Annotated in this window: 16 protein-coding genes and 2 tRNA genes; 6 read left to right on the top strand and 12 right to left on the bottom strand. The window is 71.5% G+C overall.

Going from position 1 to position 17,311, the window contains the following annotated elements; all coding sequences use genetic code 11:
* Positions 1-600 precede the first annotated feature (600 nt).
* Positions 601-1,872, bottom strand: coding sequence for a tyrosine--tRNA ligase (gene tyrS / locus ABEA34_RS03005; protein WP_345519136.1), 1,272 nt, complete (start codon positions 1,870-1,872; stop codon positions 601-603).
* An 84-nt stretch (positions 1,873-1,956) separates the two neighbouring features.
* Here tyrS and ABEA34_RS03010 point away from each other — a divergent pair, with 84 nt between their 5' ends.
* From ABEA34_RS03010 to ABEA34_RS03020, 3 genes are read left to right on the top strand one after another with little or no spacing between them, the layout of a single operon-like run.
* Positions 1,957-3,366, top strand: a complete 1,410-nt coding sequence (locus ABEA34_RS03010) for a serine/threonine-protein kinase (RefSeq protein ID WP_345519138.1) — start codon at positions 1,957-1,959, stop codon at positions 3,364-3,366.
* 32 nt (positions 3,367-3,398) lie between these two features.
* The gene (locus ABEA34_RS03015; protein ID WP_345519140.1) at positions 3,399-6,614 is read left to right on the top strand and encodes a response regulator; all 3,216 of its coding nucleotides are present in this window, start codon (positions 3,399-3,401) and stop codon (positions 6,612-6,614) included.
* A gap of 36 nt (positions 6,615-6,650) precedes the next feature.
* On the top strand, positions 6,651-6,860 hold the full coding sequence (locus ABEA34_RS03020; protein WP_345519142.1) for a hypothetical protein: 210 nt from the start codon (positions 6,651-6,653) through the stop codon (positions 6,858-6,860).
* A gap of 4 nt (positions 6,861-6,864) precedes the next feature.
* Here ABEA34_RS03020 and ABEA34_RS03025 read toward each other — a convergent pair whose 3' ends face one another.
* A complete protein-coding gene (locus ABEA34_RS03025) occupies positions 6,865-7,080 on the bottom strand; it encodes a DUF3099 domain-containing protein (protein ID WP_345519144.1) in 216 nt (71 codons plus the stop codon).
* Between the two features lie 49 nt (positions 7,081-7,129).
* On the opposite strand from ABEA34_RS03025, the gene ABEA34_RS03030 reads away from it, so the two are divergent.
* Complete coding sequence (locus ABEA34_RS03030; RefSeq protein ID WP_345519146.1) at positions 7,130-8,101, top strand: aldo/keto reductase; 972 nt, start codon at positions 7,130-7,132, stop codon at positions 8,099-8,101.
* A gap of 3 nt (positions 8,102-8,104) precedes the next feature.
* On the opposite strand, the gene ABEA34_RS03035 is transcribed toward ABEA34_RS03030, so the two are convergent.
* The 3 genes from ABEA34_RS03035 to ABEA34_RS03045 form a co-directional block, all read right to left on the bottom strand.
* A tRNA-Ile gene (locus ABEA34_RS03035) sits at positions 8,105-8,181 on the bottom strand.
* A 28-nt stretch (positions 8,182-8,209) separates the two neighbouring features.
* The gene (locus tag ABEA34_RS03040) at positions 8,210-9,037 is read right to left on the bottom strand and encodes a DUF72 domain-containing protein (protein ID WP_345519147.1); all 828 of its coding nucleotides are present in this window, start codon (positions 9,035-9,037) and stop codon (positions 8,210-8,212) included.
* 8 nt (positions 9,038-9,045) lie between these two features.
* Positions 9,046-9,414, bottom strand: coding sequence for a hypothetical protein (locus tag ABEA34_RS03045; protein WP_345519149.1), 369 nt, complete (start codon positions 9,412-9,414; stop codon positions 9,046-9,048).
* Between the two features lie 75 nt (positions 9,415-9,489).
* Here ABEA34_RS03045 and ABEA34_RS03050 point away from each other — a divergent pair, with 75 nt between their 5' ends.
* Positions 9,490-10,230 carry a PIG-L deacetylase family protein gene (locus ABEA34_RS03050; protein ID WP_345519151.1) on the top strand — a complete coding sequence of 247 codons (741 nt, stop codon included), beginning with the start codon at positions 9,490-9,492 and terminating at the stop codon, positions 10,228-10,230.
* A 68-nt stretch (positions 10,231-10,298) separates the two neighbouring features.
* Here ABEA34_RS03050 and ABEA34_RS03055 read toward each other — a convergent pair.
* The 5 genes from ABEA34_RS03055 to ABEA34_RS03075 all read right to left on the bottom strand — a co-directional run bounded on the left by ABEA34_RS03055 (position 10,299) and on the right by ABEA34_RS03075 (position 14,251).
* Positions 10,299-10,374 (bottom strand) — tRNA-Asn (locus tag ABEA34_RS03055).
* A 54-nt stretch (positions 10,375-10,428) separates the two neighbouring features.
* The gene (locus ABEA34_RS03060; RefSeq protein WP_345519153.1) at positions 10,429-10,947 is read right to left on the bottom strand and encodes a hypothetical protein; all 519 of its coding nucleotides are present in this window, start codon (positions 10,945-10,947) and stop codon (positions 10,429-10,431) included.
* Positions 10,944-12,818, bottom strand: coding sequence for a DNA primase (gene dnaG, locus ABEA34_RS03065; protein WP_345519155.1), 1,875 nt, complete (start codon positions 12,816-12,818; stop codon positions 10,944-10,946). The genes ABEA34_RS03060 and dnaG overlap by 4 nt, the downstream gene beginning before the upstream one ends.
* Positions 12,819-12,838: 20 nt before the next feature.
* Positions 12,839-13,753 carry a 2-hydroxyacid dehydrogenase gene (locus ABEA34_RS03070; protein WP_345519157.1) on the bottom strand — a complete coding sequence of 305 codons (915 nt, stop codon included), beginning with the start codon at positions 13,751-13,753 and terminating at the stop codon, positions 12,839-12,841.
* A gap of 21 nt (positions 13,754-13,774) precedes the next feature.
* A complete protein-coding gene (locus ABEA34_RS03075; protein WP_345519160.1) occupies positions 13,775-14,251 on the bottom strand; it encodes a helix-turn-helix domain-containing protein in 477 nt (158 codons plus the stop codon).
* Positions 14,252-14,307: 56 nt separating this feature from the next.
* Between ABEA34_RS03075 and ABEA34_RS03080 the strand changes: the two genes are divergently transcribed.
* A complete protein-coding gene (locus ABEA34_RS03080) occupies positions 14,308-15,150 on the top strand; it encodes a S41 family peptidase (RefSeq protein WP_345519162.1) in 843 nt (280 codons plus the stop codon).
* Here ABEA34_RS03080 and ABEA34_RS03085 read toward each other — a convergent pair.
* Positions 15,125-16,390: a deoxyguanosinetriphosphate triphosphohydrolase gene (locus ABEA34_RS03085; RefSeq protein WP_345519163.1), complete on the bottom strand. Its 1,266-nt coding sequence runs from the start codon at positions 16,388-16,390 to the stop codon at positions 15,125-15,127. The two genes, ABEA34_RS03080 and ABEA34_RS03085, sit on opposite strands and share 26 nt — an antisense overlap.
* A gap of 57 nt (positions 16,391-16,447) precedes the next feature.
* On the bottom strand, positions 16,448-17,311 hold the full coding sequence (locus ABEA34_RS03090; protein WP_345519164.1) for a VldE C-terminal domain-containing protein: 864 nt from the start codon (positions 17,309-17,311) through the stop codon (positions 16,448-16,450).

The following is a 17,311-nucleotide window of genomic DNA, read 5'->3' on the forward strand; positions in this document are numbered from 1 at the left end:
TAAGCACGCCGCCAGCGTTCGTCCTGAGCCAGGATCAAACTCTCCGTTGAAAACAACAACCAGTCCCCCACCGAAGCAGAAGACTGAAAAAGAGATGCCACCCGGCAAAGATGAACCCTGACAATTAATTGCCAGAATCATGTTTACCAAAGAAATCCGAATCCCATGGACCAGGCCCTTGCGGACCTGAAACATAGAAGACGGGGCATAACAAACTAATTCGTCGACTATGACACACTGTTGAGTTCTCAAACATCAGTTGCTCACCGGTAGTTCGGCTTGTGGCCGGCCCGTCCGGGGCAGTGGTTTAAACTTAGCGGATTGTTTTCCCCCGGTGCAAATCCGGGCCATTCCGCCTCATCTAGCTCCACGCACACAACAATCTCGCCAGTTTTGGAGGGCTTCGGAAGAAGCTCGCTTCGCCACCGGAAAGGTGAGTGAGTGGTGCAGATGTCCGCCGGGGCCGGAGGCCCGACCTGACCGGTCTTGCCTCCCGCCGCTCCCTGGCGACTCGGAGAACATTAGGGGACGGCGCGCGCGAGTACAAATCGAGTGGACGTGACCGCGGCCACATCCACGTTTGCGCAGGTCAGCGCCCTGTCAGCGCACCTCGACGCCGGCGAAGTTCTTCTTGCCGCGGCGCAGGACCAACCAGGAGCCGCCGATCAGGTCGTCCTGGCCGGGCACCTGGTCGGGGTCCTCGACCCGGGTGTTGTTGAGGTAGGCGCCGCCCTCCGTCACGGTGCGGCGCGCGTCACCCTTGCTCTTGGCGAGCCCGGAGGCCACCAGGAGGTCGACCACGGGCGGCATCGGCTCGTCACCGTCGAGGGTGACGGATCCCGCCTCACGCAGCGCGGCGCCCAGGGTGATCGGGCTCAAGCCGCTGAGGTCGCCCCCGCCGAAGAGCGCGGCAGAGGCTTCCTTGATGCGCTCGGTCTCGTCTGCGCCGTGCACGACCGAGGTGATCTGCTCGGCCAGCGCCCGCTGGCCCGCACGCAGGAACGGCTTCTCGGCGTGCTGGGCCTCGAGCGCCTCGATCTCGGCACGGCTGAGGAAGGTGAAGATGCGGAGCAGCTCCCCCACCTTCTCGTCCTCGACGTTGAGCCAGAACTGGTAGAAGGCGTACGGCGACATCATGTCCGGGTCGAGCCACAGGGCCCCGCCCTCCGTCTTGCCGTACTTGGTGCCGTCGCTCTTCGTCACCAGCGGAGTCGCGAACGCGTGCGCCTTGCCGCCGTCGGCGCGACGGATCAGCTCGACGCCGCCGGTGAGGTTGCCCCACTGGTCCGAGCCACCGAACTGCAGCGTCACGCCGTGATCGCGGTAGAGGTTGAGGAAGTCCATCGACTGGAGCAGGACGTAGCTGAACTCCGTGTAGCTGATCCCGGCCTCGAGGCGGCTCTTCACCACGTCGCGCGCCAGCATCCGGTTGACCGGGAAGTGCTTGCCGATGTCGCGCAGGAAGTCGATCGTCGAGAGGCTCGCGGTCCAGTCGTAGTTGTTGACCATCGTGGCGGCGTTGTGGCCCTCGAACGACAGGTAGGGCTCGATCTGGCGGCGTACCCGCTCCACCCAGTCCTTGACCGTGTCGAGCGTGTTGAGCGTCCGCTCCCCCGAGTCGCGCGGGTCGCCGATCATGCCGGTCGCGCCGCCGACCAGGGCGTACGGCGTGTGGCCGGCCTCCTGCAGCCGGCGGGCCGTGAGGATCTGCACCAGGTTGCCCATGTGCAGGCTCGGCGCCGTCGGGTCGAAGCCCACGTAGAACCGAACGCTCCCTCCTGCCAGGGCCTCGCGCAGGGCGTCGAGGTCCGTCGAGTGGGCGATCAGGCCGCGCCACTCCAGGTCGTCGAGGAGGGTGGGATCGACGGTCACGGGGAACCTTTCGGGTGGGGAATCAGCGGGTCCAGCGTGCCATGGGGCCACCTGACTACGCTCGTCGGTTGTGAGGGGGAGACGTTGATCGCAGGCAGGTACACGCTCGGACGCGAGATCGGCCGCGGTGGGATGGGCGCCGTCTGGTTGGGCCAGGACGAGGTCCTGGGTCGATCGGTCGCGCTCAAGCGCATCGGCTTCGGGCCGGGCACCGACGACCTCGACCTCGATCGCGCCCAGCGGGAGGCGCGTCTCGCCGCCCGTCTGAACCATCCGCACGTGGTCGCCGTCTACGACCTCGTCGTCGAGGGCGAGGACCGCTGGCTCGTGATGGAGTACGTCGAAGGCATGACCCTCGCCGAGCTCGTCCGTCGCGACGGCGCCCTCACCCCCGACCAGGCCGCGCCGCTGCTGAGGCAGGCGGCGGACGCACTGGCCGCCGCACACGCGGCCGGCATCGTGCACCGGGACGTGAAGCCCTCGAACATCCTGGTGACGCCCGAGGGGCAGGTGAAGCTCTCGGACTTCGGCATCGCCCGGGCGCAGGCGGACGCCTCGCTGACGCAGACCGGCCTGGTGACCGGGTCGCCGGCGTACCTCGCACCCGAGGTCGCCTCCGGCCAGCAGGCGACGGCGGCGAGCGACGTGTGGTCCCTCGGGGCCACCCTCTTCCACGCGCTCTCCGGGCGCCCGCCGTACGACGTCGGCGAGAACCTGCTCGGCGCGCTCTACCGGATCGTGCACGAGGAGCCCCCGCGGCTCGGCGCGAGCGCCGGCTGGCTCGCCCCGGTGCTGCTCGCGACCATGGCGCAGGAGAGCGCGGACCGCTGGTCGATGGACCAGGTGCGGGACTTCCTCGTCGGCGGTCCGTCGGCACCGCTGCCGGCTCCCTTGCCCCGGGCCGTCCCGGTCGGGACGTCGGAGGCTCCGGTCGACCGCTCCGCCACGCAGGTCATGTCGACGCCGGTCCAGCCCGCACCGGTCGTCCCCGCTCCCGCGGCGCGCCGCCGACGTGGTCACCCCGCCCTCATCCTGGTCGTGGCGGTCCTCGTCGTCGCCGTCGTGGTCGTCGCCTGGATGCTCGGCTCGGACGGTGACCCCGGCTCCGATCCCGGGGCCGACCCCGGCTCGGGGGCCACCAGCCCTTCCGGACCGACCTCCTCGGCTCCTGCGAAGACCCCGGAGGTGACGGCGGACGGGATGGAGAACTTCATCGAGGACTACCTCGCGACGGTGACCTCGGATCCGAAGGCAGCCTGGGAACGGCTGACCCCGGACTTCCAGAAGGCGAGCGGCGGCTTCGGGCAGTACAAGAAGTTCTGGAGCGGCTACCAGACCGCCGACCTCATCGGCAACACGCAGGCCGACCCCGACAACCTGACGATCACCTACTCGGTCGAGTACCTGCACACCGACGGCCACAAGTCGACGGACGAGGTGACGCTCCGGCTCGAGGGCACGGACGGCGACTTCCTGATCGCGGGCGAGAGCTGACCGCGAGCCCTATCGTTGAGCCGGGAGGTCAGATGGAGCTGTCGGCGCTGTACCGGGACATCGTGGAGATGTCGCCGGACGCGATCTGGGTGTGCCACCTCGACGGCCGGACCATCTACGCCAACCCCGCGATGTGCGCGCTCTACGGCGCCGACGCCGAGGAGATGCAGGACGTCACGGTCTTCGACTCGCTCGACGACGCCGGACGCCGGCAGTTCGCCGAGCACCTCGAGGAGATCAAGCGCTCCGGGGCCAAAGGCGAGGACGTCGACGTGCTCTTCTGGCGCCGGGACGGTACGTCGCAGTGGGTGATCGTCAGCGAGCGCGAGCTGCGCGACGCCGACGGCGAGATCATCGGCTTCACCCACCGGATCAGCGACTACAGCGGTCGCCGCCGGGCGCTGGACGAGCTCCGGGAGAGCCGTGCGCAACTGGCGGAGGCGCACCGGATCGCGCGGCTGGGCAGCTGGCAGTGGGACGTGCCGTCCGACGAGATCTATGCCTCGGACGAGCTGTGCGCGCTCTACGGACTGGACCCCGAGTCGTTCCCGGCGAGCTACGCCAACTTCCTCGACATCGTGCACCCGGACGACCGCGCCGCCGTCGACGAGGCGGTCGGTGGTGCCCGCGAGCGGCCCTCGGAGTTCGTGTTCGTCGTCCGCGTCCAGGGCGAGGACGGCTGGGTCTGGACCCGCGGTCGCGGGGAGTCGACCGCCGACGAGTCCGGCAAGGTGGTCGCGATGTCGGGCACGCACCAGGACATCACCGAGACCAAGCTGGCCGACCTCGCGCTCGAGGACCAGGTGCGCCAGAACGCCCTCATGCAGGCGGTGGCGATCGCCGCGAACGAGGCCCGCACCCTGGTCGACGTCCTGGGTCAGGCACAGCACCTCGTTCTGCTCCACGACGACTGGGAGCGCGGGCGGGCGTTCATGGCGAACGAGGACGGCACCGGCGTCGTACCCCTGCACCTGTCGGAGAGCGACCGCGACGCCGACCTGGCGACGCCGGACGAGTCGGCGGCCGAGCTCGAGCTCGCCAACCGGGCGTTCCGGACGCGGAGGTCGGTGTGGAGCGACTCCCAGCTCGCCATCGCGGTCCCGGTCTCGCACGCCCAGGAGGTGCTGGCCGTCGTCGTGATCACGTCCGCTCCCCCGCTCTACCGCTTCGAGATGATCCAGTCGATGGTCGAGCAGGTGGCCGTGGAGCTCGGGCGGGTCGCCGAGCGGGAGCGCGCGGAGCGAGCCCTCGCCGACGCCCGGGACGCGGCGATGGAGGCATCGCGCCAGAAGTCAGAGTTCCTGGCGACGATGAGCCACGAGATCCGGACGCCGCTCAACGGGGTCATCGGGCTCAACGACCTGCTGCTGCGCAGCAAGCTGACGAGCGACCAGCTGAGGCTGGCGTCGGGCGTCCAGGTGGCCAGCCGGGCGCTGCTCGGGATCATCAACGACGTCCTCGACTTCTCGAAGATCGAGGCCGGCAAGCTGGAGCTCGAGCGGCTCGACTTCGAGGTCCGCGCCGTCTTCGACCAGGTCGCCAGCATGCTCGGCGAGGCCGCTCGCGCCAAGGGGCTCGAGCTGATCGTCGCCTGCCACACCGACGTGCCGGAGGTCCTGTGCGGCGACCCCACGCGGCTGGCGCAGGTGCTCACCAACCTCGGCTCCAACGCGGTCAAGTTCACCGAGGCCGGTGAGGTCTTCATCCGGGCCACGGCCACGCCGCGCGAGGACGGCGGGTCGACCCTGCAGGTCAGCGTCACCGACACGGGCGTCGGGATCGTCGAGGGTGACGTGACCTCCCTCTTCGACGCCTTCACCCAGGCCGACGCCTCGACGACACGTCGCTTCGGCGGCACCGGCCTCGGCCTCGCGATCTCCCGCGAGATCGTCGAGGCCCTGGGCGGCGAGATCGGGCTGCACGCCAACCCGGGCGGCGGCACGGTCTTCTGGTTCACCGCGGAGCTCGATGCCCCCCTGGGCACGGGCGTCGACCCCGACGACGAGTACGGCCGCACCTGGTTGGCCGGTCGACGGGTGCTCGTGGTCGACGACAACGACAACAACCGGCTGATCCTCGCCGAGCAGCTGGCGCGCTGGCGGGTCCGCCCGGTCACCGTCGCCGGCGCCGACGCGGCCGAGGCGGCGGTCGCCGAGGCTCGCGCCGCCGGTGACCCCTTCGAGGCCGTGCTGCTCGACATGTCGATGCCCGGTCGCGACGGCCTCGGGCTGGCGCACGCGCTCCACTCCGACCCGGCCAGCTCCGGGCTGCAGCTGGTGATGCTGACGTCGTCCGCGAGCCCGTCGCCGGAGGAGCTGGCCGAGGCCGGGATCGTCACGTGCCTGACCAAGCCGACGATGGCCGGCGAGCTGCGGAACACGATGTTGCGCGTGCTCGCCCGGCGCGAGCCCCGGACCGACGGGGAGCCGGCCCCGCACGAGACCGGCGAACGCGCCATCACGCACCGCGTGCTGGTGGTCGAGGACAACCCCGTCAACCAGATGGTCGCCGTCGGCCTGCTCGGAGCGCTCGGGTACGCCGCCACCACGGCCGACGACGGTCTGCTGGCCGTGGAGGAGATGCGCAAGGGCGGGTACGACGCGGTGCTGATGGACGTCCAGATGCCCCGCATGGACGGGTACGCCGCCACCCGCGCGATCCGGGCCGAGCAGTCCGTCCACGTGCCCGTGATCGCGATGACGGCGGCCGCAGTGGAGGGCGAGCGCGAGCGGTGCCTCGCGGCGGGGATGGACGACTTCCTGACCAAGCCCGTCGACCCGGGCGCGCTGGCAGGCGTGCTGGACCGATGGCTGGGTGGCAGCGAGAGCCGGGCAGTACGCCGTACGCTGCGGAACGTGTCTGCGAACGGCGACTCCGCCTCCCCCATCGACGGTCTCGCCACCGAGCGCCTCGACGAGCTCCGCGACCTCGACCCGGGCAACACCGCCTACCTGGACCGGGCGATCGGCAACTTCGTGCGCAACACCCCGACCACGCTGGAGGCCATCCGGCAGGCGATCGCGGACGGGGACGCGGCCGTGCTCAAGCAGGTGTCGCACAAGCTCGCGGGTGGCGCCCTCAACCTGGGCGTCGAGGCCGCAGGCCGCACCGCACAGCAGATCGAGCTGGTCGCCGACACCGGCGCGACCGCGGGTGCCGTCGAGCTGACCGACCAGCTCGAGCGCGATCTCGAGGCCGGGCGGACCGCGTTGCTGGCCTACCAGGCGACGTACTCCACGGCCACCTGAGGTTCAGCCCGACCCAGGCCGGGTACGGAGTCGGTCATGAAGACCATCATCGCGCTCATCGTCCTGCTCTGGCTCGCCATCGGCGCGCTCGCGGCCTACCAGCGCGACTACTTCACCAACGACCAGGACGTGAGCTGCAAGTCCACCGGTGACACCGCCCTGACCATCGTGGCCGGGCCGCTCAACTACTTCGGCGCCAACCCGAAGGTCGACTGCAAGGTCAACGTGCCCCAGCCGTCCAAGTAGGGGCTCAGCGCTCGTCGTCGCCGGCCGGAGGAGCCGACCCGTCCAGCGCGCCCTGGTTGCCGACGAACGCGGCGACCGGCGGGATCACCGCAGCGACGACGCTCATCACCACCGCTGCGGTCGTCGACCAGAACCGGACGACGTTCCACGCCAGCACGATGAGCACGACACACGTGCCCATCAGCCAGAAGTACGTGCGCCGGCGGCGAGGACGGTCCATCCCCCGACGCTAGCCCTGGTCGGGTTGTCCGCAGTGCGAGGCTGGAGCCATGCGCTACGTGAAGCTCGGCACCACCGGTCTCGACGTCTCCCGGGTCATCCTCGGCTGCATGAGCTGGGGCGACCCCAGCCTGGGCTCGCATCCCTGGATCCTGGACGAGGACGCCGGGCGCGACCTCATCCGCCAGGCGCTCGAGGCGGGGATCACGACCTTCGACACCGCCAACGTGTACGCCGGCGGCAGCAGCGAGGAGTTCACCGGCCGGGCGCTGCGCGACTTCGCGAAGCGCGAGGACGTCGTGATCGCCACGAAGGTGCACGGGCGCATGCGTCCCGGGCCGTACGGCGCCGGCCTCTCGCGCAAGGCGATCCTGCACGAGATCGACGCGTCGCTGCGGCGGCTCGGCACCGACTACGTCGACCTCTACCAAATCCACCGCTGGGACCCGACGGTGCCGATCGAGGAGACGATGGAGGCCCTGCACGACGTCGTACGCGCCGGGAAGGTGCGGTACCTGGGCGCGTCGTCGATGTGGGCGTGGCAGTTCGCGAAGGCCCAGTCGGTCGCCGCAGCCCACGGGTGGACGCGGTTCGTGTCGATGCAGGACCACTACAACCTGATCTACCGCGAGGAGGAGCGGGAGATGCTGCCGCTGTGCGCCGACCAGGGCGTCGGCGTGATCCCGTGGAGCCCGCTCGCCCGCGGGCGGATCACCCGTGACTGGGACGCCGAGACGGCGCGGTCGGAGACCGACGAGTTCGGCGCCACCCTGTACGTCGACGAGGACCGTGCGATCGTCGAGACCGTGGCCAAGGTTGCCGACCGGCTCGGGGTCTCGCGTGCTCAGGTCGGTCTCGCGTGGCTGCTGCACCAGCCCGTCGTGACCGCCCCGATCGTCGGCGTCACCAAGCCGGTGCACCTCACCGACGCCGTCGCCGCCGTCGACCTGGAGCTATCGGACGACGACCTCGCCGAGCTCGGGGCCGGCTACCGTCCCCACCCCGTCGCGGGTCACGCCTGACCGTGGTGGGGCGGGTGGGGCTCGAACCCACGACCCAAGGATTATGAGTCCTCTGCTCTAACCGACTGAGCTACCGCCCCTCGAGGGCGAGCCCTCGCGGCCGAGAGCCTAACCGGTGCCGACGCGCTCGATGAGCCGCATCGCGTCGTACGGCGCGAAGCCCTTGGCGTCGTTGTCGAAGTAGACGACGACGTCGGCGGTGCGGGACCAATCGCGAACGCGCTCGGCCCAGCGGTCGAGGGCGGCGTCGGAGTAGCCGCTCGTGTAGAGCTCCTGGTCGCCGTGCAGGCGGATGTAGGCGAGGTCGCTGGTGACGACCTCGGCGCGAGGCCACCGACCCGCCGAGTCCGCGACGACGCAGGCGATGTCGTGCGCGCGCAGGAGCGCGAACGCGTCGTCGGCGCAGAAGGACTCGTGCCGGAACTCCAGGGCGTGCCGGATCCGGTGTCCGGCGTACCCGGACGGCGAGCGGGTGAGCGCCCGGTCGTCGGGCACCTTGTCGTCGTGGCGGCGGGCGAGCGCTGCCGCCTCGCCGATCGTGCGCGGGAGCAGGTCGAAGAACGAGCCCAGCAGCTCGGCGTCGTAGTGCAGCCGCTCGGGGAGCTGCCACAGCACCGGACCGAGGCGGTCCTGCAGGGCGAGCACGCCGGACGCGAAGAAGTTGGCGAGCGGCGTCTCGACGTCACGCAGGCGCTTCATGTGGGTGACGAAGCGGCCGCCCTTGACCGCGAAGACGAAGCCGTCGGGTGTCTGGTCGCGCCAGCCGGCGTACGACGAGGGTCGTTGGAGCGAGTAGAAGGAGCCGTTGATCTCGACCGAGCCGAGGCGTTCGGCCGCGTAGCGCAGCTCCTCGCGCTGTGGCAGGCCGCGCGGGTAGAAGTCGCCGCGCCAGCCGGCGTACGTCCAGCCGGAGATGCCGACGCGGACCGTCCCCACGGGGCCTCCTAGCGGGCGCGGCGGGTGTCGATCGCGAGGGCCACGGTGTTGAGGGCGGCCCAGCCGAGCGTGACGGCGAGGACCTTGCGGCGGATGTCCGGGTCCTGGGTGCGGGTGCCGAGGATCGCGGCGTCGCCGAGGTCGTTGGCGATCCGGAGCAGCATCGAGGCGCGGACGGTCCGGTCGGAGCGGCCGAGGATGCCGAGGGCGCTGATGGCGGTGTCGCGGACGCCGTACGTCCGGCCGAGGAGCTCGAGGCCCGCTTGGTCCTTCTCGTCGGAGTGCAGCGCCTGCCACAGGTGGGAGGGCTGGGCGAGGGCGTAGACGCCGTACGCGGCGGAGGCGGTCGACATGAGGCGGCTGAGGGGGTAGGTCATGCTCGGTCGGTACCCGTCACCGCCGGTCACACGCAGCGGCGTCGCACGGTGGCATGCTCGGAGCAGGAGGCGCACGTGGACATCGACCGGCTCGAACCGCTCGACGAGGAGTGGGAGCGCGCGCTCTGCGTCGTCGCCCACCCGGACGACCTGGAGTTCGGCGCCGCCGCCGCGATCGCGCGGTGGACCGGCCAGGGCAAGGAGATCGTCTACTGCATGGTGACCAGCGGCGAGGCCGGCATCGACGCGATGGCGCCCGACGAGTGCCGCCGGGTCCGCGAGGCCGAGCAGGTCGCGTCGGCCGCCATCGTCGGCGTGACCGAGGTGGAGTTCCTGGGCCTGCCCGACGGGATCCTGGAGTACGGCGTACCGCTGCGGCGCGAGATCGCCCACGTCGTACGACGCCATCGGCCCGACATCGTGATCACCGGGAACTTCCAGGACACCTGGGGCGGCAGGAACCTCAACCAGGCCGACCACATCGCGGCCGGCCGGGCCACGCTCGACGCGGTGCGCGACGCCGCGAACCGGTGGGTCTTCCACGAGCAGCTCGTCGACGGGCTGGAGCCGTGGGGCGGGGTGCGCGAGGTCTGGGCGTGCGGCTCGCCGAGCTCGGGGCACGCGGTCGACACCACGGACACGTTCGACGCGGGTGTCGCCTCGTTGGAGGCGCACGGCGCCTACATCGACGGCCTCGGCTGGCAGGACTTCGACGCCCGGGAGTTCCTGGAGGGCATGGCGAGGCAGACCGGTCAGCGGCTGGGCACGACGTTCGCCGCGCCGTTCGAGGTCTTCCCGATGGGCTGGGGCGAGTAGACGGTCGGCGCCGCCGTGCGCAAGACAAACCGCCCCTGACCTGCATCGCAGGTCAGAGGCGGTTGCGCTGGCTCCCCCGGTTGGACTCGAACCAACAACCCTCCGATTAACAGTCGAATGCTCTGCCAGTTGAGCTACAGGGGATCGGTGCAGCCCGCATAGGTTAGCAATGACGTCGGGGTGTGAAAAATCGAGGGCTCAGCCGAGCCCGACGTCGGCCTGCGCGGCCTCGAGGGCCCTGGCTGCGGCCTCCTGGACGGCCGGATCGGCGGGGTCGACGCCCTCGTCGTACTCGTAGATCCACTGGACCGGCTGGTCGCCGCTGGGGGCGCGGCGAGCGATCACGCGGACGCCGCGGCGACCGGCGATCGGCACGTGGCGCTGCAGGACGACGCTGGCGGTCACGCGCTCGCGGACCAGCTCCAGCAGCAGGCCGGGAGCCTCGATCGTGAAGTGGTGGTCCGGCCGCACCTCGCCCCAGGAGCCGACCTCGGTGACGTGCAGCGTCGAGGAGTCCTGATCCCAGTCGGCGGCCTGGACCTCCTCCCACGGGATCCGGATCGTCTCCTCGAGGCCGAGGGCGCCGCCACCGCGGGCGCGCACCAGGTAGAGCGCGTCGCGGGTGCCGCCGAGGTGGCCCTCCGCGGCCACGGCATCGGCGAGCAGGCGCTCGCCGCGCTCGACCCGGATCGGCGGGCGCTCCCGGCGGAGCCTCACTGGGTCGGCCCCGCGAGACGGTCACGCAGCGCGCGGCGGTGCGCCTCCAGCGCGGCGAGCTCCCCGAACATCTTGTTGAACTCGTCGGGGTTCTCGACCGGGTTGGTGCGCTGCAGCTTGGACTTGATCGCGGAGATCCGACGCGCCGCCGTCAGCTCCATCAGTCGGAAGATGTGCTCGGCGACGTACGCCGCGTCCGGGACCTTCTTGAGCGGCTCGACGCCGATCGCGCCGATCACGGACGCGACCTCCGGGTCGGCCGCGGAGTCGCGGAGCTTGTTGGCCCACCCCGGGTCACCCGCGCCGGCGACCGAGCCGCCCGCGCCCTCGACGAGCTCCCACACGGCGCGGTAGGTGGGGTGCGTGAAGTCGTTGGGACCGAGGTCGGTGGTGGCCCGGCCGATCGCCATCGGGTGCTGGATGACCAGCTTGAGCGTCTCGCGCTCGGTCTCGAAGCGCGGGTCGCGCAGGTCGGGGAGGTTGCTGCGCGGAGGCGCGGGAGGCGGCGTACCGGCCGCGGCACCGCGGGCGTCGCGCTCCTGCCGGGACGCCGAGCGCCGGACCTCCGCGCGGGCCTCGTCGACGTCGATGCCGATCATCCCCGCGATCTCGCGCGCGAAGGCGTCGACCTTGGACCGGTCGCGGATGCTCGAGACGAGACGTGCGCTCTCGCGCAGCGCGTCGACCCGGCCGTCGGCGCGGTCGAGGTCGTACTTGCCGACGATGTTGGAGAGCACGAACCGGTAGAGCGGCACCCGGCGGGCGACGAGCTCGCGCACGGCGGCGTCGCCCTTCTTGATGCGGACGTCGCACGGGTCGAGCCCGTCCGGCTCGACGGCGACGTAGGTCTGGGAGACGAAGTTCTGGTCGCCGCCGAACGCCCGGATGGCGGCCTTCTGGCCGGCGGCGTCACCGTCGAAGGTGAAGATGACCTCGCCGCGGAACTCCTCGTGGTCGTGGAGGAAGCGGCGCAGCACGCGGGCGTGGTCGTCCCCGAAGGCGGTGCCACAGGTGGCGACCGCCGTACCGACGCCGGCCAGGTGGCAGGCCATCACGTCGGTGTAGCCCTCGACGATCACGGCCTGCGAAGACTTCGCGATGTCGCGGCGGGCGAGGTCGAGCCCGTAGAGCACCTGGCTCTTCTTGTAGATCCGGGTCTCGGGGGTGTTGAGGTACTTCGCCTCGATCCGGTCGTCCTCGAAGATCCGGCGCGCGCCGAAGCCGATCGTGTCGCCGGGGGCGTCGCGGATCGGCCAGAGGAGGCGGCCGCGGAAGCGGTCGTACGCCGAGCGTCCGATGGCCACCAGACCCGCCTCGACGGTCTCCTCCTGGGTGAACCCGCGGCCGCGCAGGTGCTTGAAGAGCACCTCGCCCTCGCGCGGCGCGAAGCCGATGCCGAAGGTGGCGGCCGCCTCCTGGTCGAAGCCGCGCTCGGAGAGGAACTGCCGGGCGGTGAGCGCGTCGGCGGTGGCGAGCTGCTCGGCGTAGAACTCCTGGGCGATCTTGTTGGCGTCGATCAGCCGCTGGCGGGGCGGTCCCTTGGGACGCTCCTCCTGGACGCCGCCCTCCTCGCGCCGCAGCTGGACGCCGTACTTGTCCGCGAGCCGCTCGACGGTCTCGCCGAACGTGAGGCCGTCGATCTTCATCAGGAAGCTGATGACGTCGCCGCTCTCGTTGCAGCCGAAGCAGTGGTAGAAGCCGCGGGCCGGGGTGACGTGGAAGGACGGGGACTTCTCGTCGTGGAAGGGGCAGAGCCCCTTCTGGGAGCCGCCGCCGGCGTTCTTCAGCGTGACGTACTGCGAGACGACGTCGTCGATGCGCGCCTTCTCGCGCACCTCGGCGATGTCCTCCTCACGAATCCGGCCTGCCACGGGGCGATCCTACGGGTGCGTCAGTAGTCGCCGGACATGATGTTCCACAGCTCCTCGCCCGCCGCGTAGCGGTGCAGCTGGTCGCGGACCAGGCGGTGCGCCCGCGGCCACATCGCGCTGCTCGCGCCGCCGACGTGCGGGGAGATCAGCAGCCCGGGCGCCTCCCAGAACGGGTGGTCCTCCGGGACCGGCTCGGGGTCGACGACGTCGACCGCCGCCCGGAGCCTGCCTGCGGTCAGCTCGGCGACGAGCGCGTCGTTGTCGACGATCGCCCCGCGGGCCACGTTGACCACCAGCGCGCCGTCGGGCAGCGCGGCCAGGAAGGCGGCGTCGACGAGCCCGCGGGTCTCGTCAGTGAGGGGGACGACGAGCACCACGACGTCCGCACGCGGCAGCAGCTGCGGGAGCTCGCTGATCGCGTGCACGCCGTCGCGGGCGCTGCGGGCGACCCGGGTGACCTCGACCTCGAAGGGCTCCAGGCGTCGCTCGATGGCCGCGCCGATCGCGCCGTACCCCACGAGCAGGACGCGCTTGTCGGCGAGCGACGGGCGCCAGCCGGGCCTCCACTCGTGCCGGTCCTGGGCGCGCACCCAGCTCGGGATGCCGCGCAGGCTGGCCAGGATCAGGGTCAGGGCGAGCTCGGCGGTGGAGGTGTCGTGGATGCCGCGGCCGTTGCAGAGCGTCACGCCTGGGGGGACGGCGGCGCGGACGTTGTCGACCCCGGCGGTGAGGGTCTGCACCACCTCGAGGCCGGTCATCCGGCTCAGCACCTCGGCGACACGAGGTCCGACCATGTAGGGCGGCACGTAGAAGCGCACCTCGCCGACGCTGTCGGGCACCTCGTGCGTCGGGTCGACGACCTCGTAGCGCAGGCTCTCGGGCGGGTCGCCGAGCTCCGACGGGTCGAACGGCAGCCAGACGAGTCGGTCGGTCACGGTCCCGAGCCTAGAGGTCTGTCAGCGGCGGTAGACGCTGACGAGCACGCCGTACGACGCCTCGCGCTCCCCCGCGGGCTCGAGCTCGTGCACGACCCGCTCGAGGTGGCGGGTGAGCGCCTCGGCCTGGACCCGGGTCATCCGGAGGGTGCGGTGATTGACCAGCGGCTCGCGGGCCGCGTCGACCTCCTCGGCGATCGTCGCGAACATCGCCCGGGTGGCGTCGGTCCCGTCGGGCAGGCGCAGCCGCGGGACCGCCGTGACGTAGTACTGCTCCGTCCCGCCGCGGACGGTCCGCGTGTGGCTCGGCGCCAGCAGGCCGGCGGCGACCAGCACCTTGACGTGGTGGGCGACGTTGCCCTTGTTGGTGCCGAGCCGGTTGGTCAACTGACTCACGGTGGCGCCGCCGGTGCTCACCTCTCGCCAGATCCGGTGCCGCATCGGGTGGTCGAAGGCGCGGACCTGGGCTGCGGTGGCGACGGGCACGGGCTCGGTCATGTCGCAAGCGTCAAGAGAAGTAGACGCTTGTGTCAAGCGCCGACTTCACTGCCCGCATGGACATCTCACTCGTGCAGGACCTGGTCCGCTCCCACTACGTCTTCCCCGACATCGCCGAGCAGGTCGTCGCCGCTCTCGACGACGTCGCGCTCGACGGCGTTCCCGAGGCCGACGCCGCCGTCTTGAGCGCCGCCCTCCAGTCGGTCAACGGTGACCGACACCTGCGGGTGCGGCACTACCCCGACGGCGTACCCCCGGACCAGGACGAGGCCGCCGTGACGGCGTGGTTCGCGACGACGGCCCGGGAGCAGGGACCCGGCATCACCGAGGTACGCCGCCTCGACGGCAACGTCGGGCTGCTCGTCGTCGGGCCGGTGATCCTGTCGCCGGAGCACGTGGCGCCTGCCGCCGCGGCCGCGTTCACGCTCCTCACGGGCGTACGCCGGCTCGTCCTCGACCTGCGCGGCTGCGTGGGAGGGGTCCCGGAGTCGGTGGCGCTGCTGGTCAGCCACCTCCTCGGCGACGAGCCGGTGCACCTCCAGGACCTGGTCCACCGCGACGGCACGGTCGTCACGTCGTGCACCACGCCGTCGGTCTCGCCACGGCTGCCGGCCGAGGTGCCGGTCGACGTGCTCACGAGCGGGCGCACCTTCAGCGGCGGCGAGGAGCTCGCCTACGACCTCCAGGCGCTCGGTCGGGCCCGGGTCGTGGGCGAGACGACCCTGGGTGGCGCCCACCCGCGCGAGGCGTTCGACCTCACCACGCACCTGCAGCTGCACGTCCCGATCGCGCGGTCGGTCAACGCCGTCACCGGCACCAACTGGGAGGGCGTCGGGGTCGTGCCCGATGTCGCCTGCCCCGCCGACGAGGCGCTCAGCAGAGCCGTTGGTGCCAGGTGACGGCGCTGGCGTCGGTGAGCGAGGCGACCTGGTCGATCGCGACCCGCAGCCGGCCGGCGTCGTCGGCCGCGGCGTGCCAGTCGTCGGCGAAGGGCCGCTCCAGGGCGTCGGGCCCGCGCCGCACCAGCACCTCGAGCAGCTCGGCGAGCAGCGCCCGCTGCCGGTGCATCAGCGCGACCCGGTCGTCGGTGCGCATCACGTAGTGGGCGGCGACGCCCTTGAGCAGCGCGATCTCGAGCCGCGTGTCGTCGGGGACGACGAGGTCGGCGGCGTAGCGGGCGAACGGCCCGTCGGAGGCGGCGTACGTCGCGTGCTGGACCGCCCCGCAGAAGCGGCCGATCAGGTCGCTGGTGAGGTTCTTGAGGGCCGCGAGCGAGCGCCTGCCCCCGTCGTACGGCGTGGTCGGCCAGCTGCCCACCGCGCGCAGGCCGGTCAGGGTGGCGTCGAGGACGTCGTCGGTGGCGTCGGGGACGTACCAGTCCCGCACCGTCTGCCAGACCGCTGCCGGCTCGATCGTCGCCAGGTCGACCCGGCCGGCGACGATGCCGTCCTCGATGTCGTGGACGGAGTAGGCGACGTCGTCGGCGAGGTCCATCACCTGCGCCTCGAAGCACTGCCCGGTGCCGGCCACGCCGCGGCGCATCCAGTCGAAGACCGGCCGATCGTCGTCGTACACGCCGAACTTGAAGCCCATCCGCGGGGACCCGTCGGCGTGGACGCCGCTCGGGTCGTCGGCGGCGGAGTAGGGCCACGGGTACTTGGTGCAGGCGTCCAGGGTCGCGCGGGTGAGGTTGAGCCCGACCGAGTGCCCGTCGGCGGCGAAGGTCTTGGCCTCCAGCCGGGTCAGCAGCCGCAGCGTCTGGGCGTTGCCCTCGAACCCGCCGCAGGAGGCACCGAGCTCGGCGAGGATCCGCTCGCCGTTGTGACCGAACGGGGGGTGCCCCATGTCGTGGGCGAGCGCCGCGGTCTCGGCGATGTCGGGCTGGCTGCCGAGCGCGCGCGACAGGTCGCGGGCGACCTGGGCGACCTCGAGGCTGTGCGTGAGCCGGTTGCGCACGAAGTCGTCGCTCTGCGGGCCGACCACCTGGGTCTTGGCCGCGAGGCGGCGCGAGGCCGCGGCGTGCACGACGCGGGCCCGGTCGCGCTCGAACGGCGTCCGGATCGGTGCGTCCACCCGCTTGGGCGGCTCCTCGACGATCCGCTCGCGCGCGGCCTCGTCGTACCCGTCGTGGTCAGTCATCGCAGGCGAGCCTAGAGGCACCCGAGGACCGCGAGCTCACGCCGGTCAGGTCGAGCGTCAGTACGTCGACACGTGCACGTGGTCGAAGTGGTTGGCGGTGGCGGAGCCACGGGACGGGAACGTCCGCCATCCCTCGCCGGCGCGGACCGGGGTCCAGATCTGCTGGCGCCACAGGATGTCGTACAGCTTGAGCTCGGAGGCGTGTGCCTTGAGGAAGTCCGCGATGGCGTTGCCGAGCGTGACGTCGCTGGTCATGATGTCGAGCGCCTTGCCCGAGGAGTGCTCACCGTGCGCGTCCCAGCCGCCGTACGACGTGATCTGCGGGAAGGCGTGGCACACGGAGCGGTAGACGTAGACGGCGTTGGCGGTCAGGCCGTTCTCGACGCCGGGATCGGGGCACGGCGCCATCGACAGGCCGGCGGGTGCCGCGACCGGCTTCTCGGCGGCGAGGTGGCCGGCGGTCACCCAGCGCAGCTGGCCCTCGACGAGGACCTCCTCGCGGTCGCCGGCCTGGCGGCCGGTGACGAGCACGCGCTTGCCGGCCTTGATCTCGCCGTCCTGCTTCGCGTCCCTGCCAGGGGCGGTCCACAGGTTGAGGTCGATCGCGGTCCACAGCCGGGTGTCGGCTTCCTCCAGGGCGGAGGTCCTCGCCAGCCGGCCCTCGCTGCGCGAGGCGATCTTGCGGTCCCGCATCAGGTCGAGGGGGCGCTCCATCTGCTTGCTGGCGTGGCGCCCGGCGACCGGGGAGAGGTCAGCGGAGGCGGAGTCCTGGGCCAGGATCGTGCCGGTGACCGGGCCGCTCGCCAGCACGCCGAGGGTCACCGCTGACGCCGTCGCCAGGAGGGCGAGGGGCGCGGCCACGGTGGCGGCGCGGGGCTTGCGGCGGGCATCGGTGTCCCGCTTGTGGCGATGCTCTGCCAC

Source organism: Nocardioides conyzicola, assembly GCF_039543825.1.
GTDB classification, from domain to species: Bacteria; Actinomycetota; Actinomycetes; order Propionibacteriales; family Nocardioidaceae; genus Nocardioides; species Nocardioides conyzicola.

Excerpts from the sequence above, each read along its gene's own strand:
- ABEA34_RS03075 (WP_345519160.1), bottom strand. The coding sequence starts at position 14,251 with ATGACCGAGCCCGTGCCCGTCGCCACCGCAGCCCAGGTCCGCGCCTTC.
- ABEA34_RS03025 (WP_345519144.1), bottom strand. The coding sequence starts at position 7,080 with ATGGACCGTCCTCGCCGCCGGCGCACGTACTTCTGGCTGATGGGCACG.
- ABEA34_RS03030 (WP_345519146.1), top strand. The coding sequence starts at position 7,130 with ATGCGCTACGTGAAGCTCGGCACCACCGGTCTCGACGTCTCCCGGGTC.
- ABEA34_RS03045 (WP_345519149.1), bottom strand. The coding sequence starts at position 9,414 with ATGACCTACCCCCTCAGCCGCCTCATGTCGACCGCCTCCGCCGCGTAC.
- ABEA34_RS03020 (WP_345519142.1), top strand. The coding sequence starts at position 6,651 with ATGAAGACCATCATCGCGCTCATCGTCCTGCTCTGGCTCGCCATCGGC.
- ABEA34_RS03085 (WP_345519163.1), bottom strand. The coding sequence starts at position 16,390 with ATGACTGACCACGACGGGTACGACGAGGCCGCGCGCGAGCGGATCGTC.
- ABEA34_RS03080 (WP_345519162.1), top strand. The coding sequence starts at position 14,308 with ATGGACATCTCACTCGTGCAGGACCTGGTCCGCTCCCACTACGTCTTC.
- ABEA34_RS03015 (WP_345519140.1), top strand. The coding sequence starts at position 3,399 with ATGGAGCTGTCGGCGCTGTACCGGGACATCGTGGAGATGTCGCCGGAC.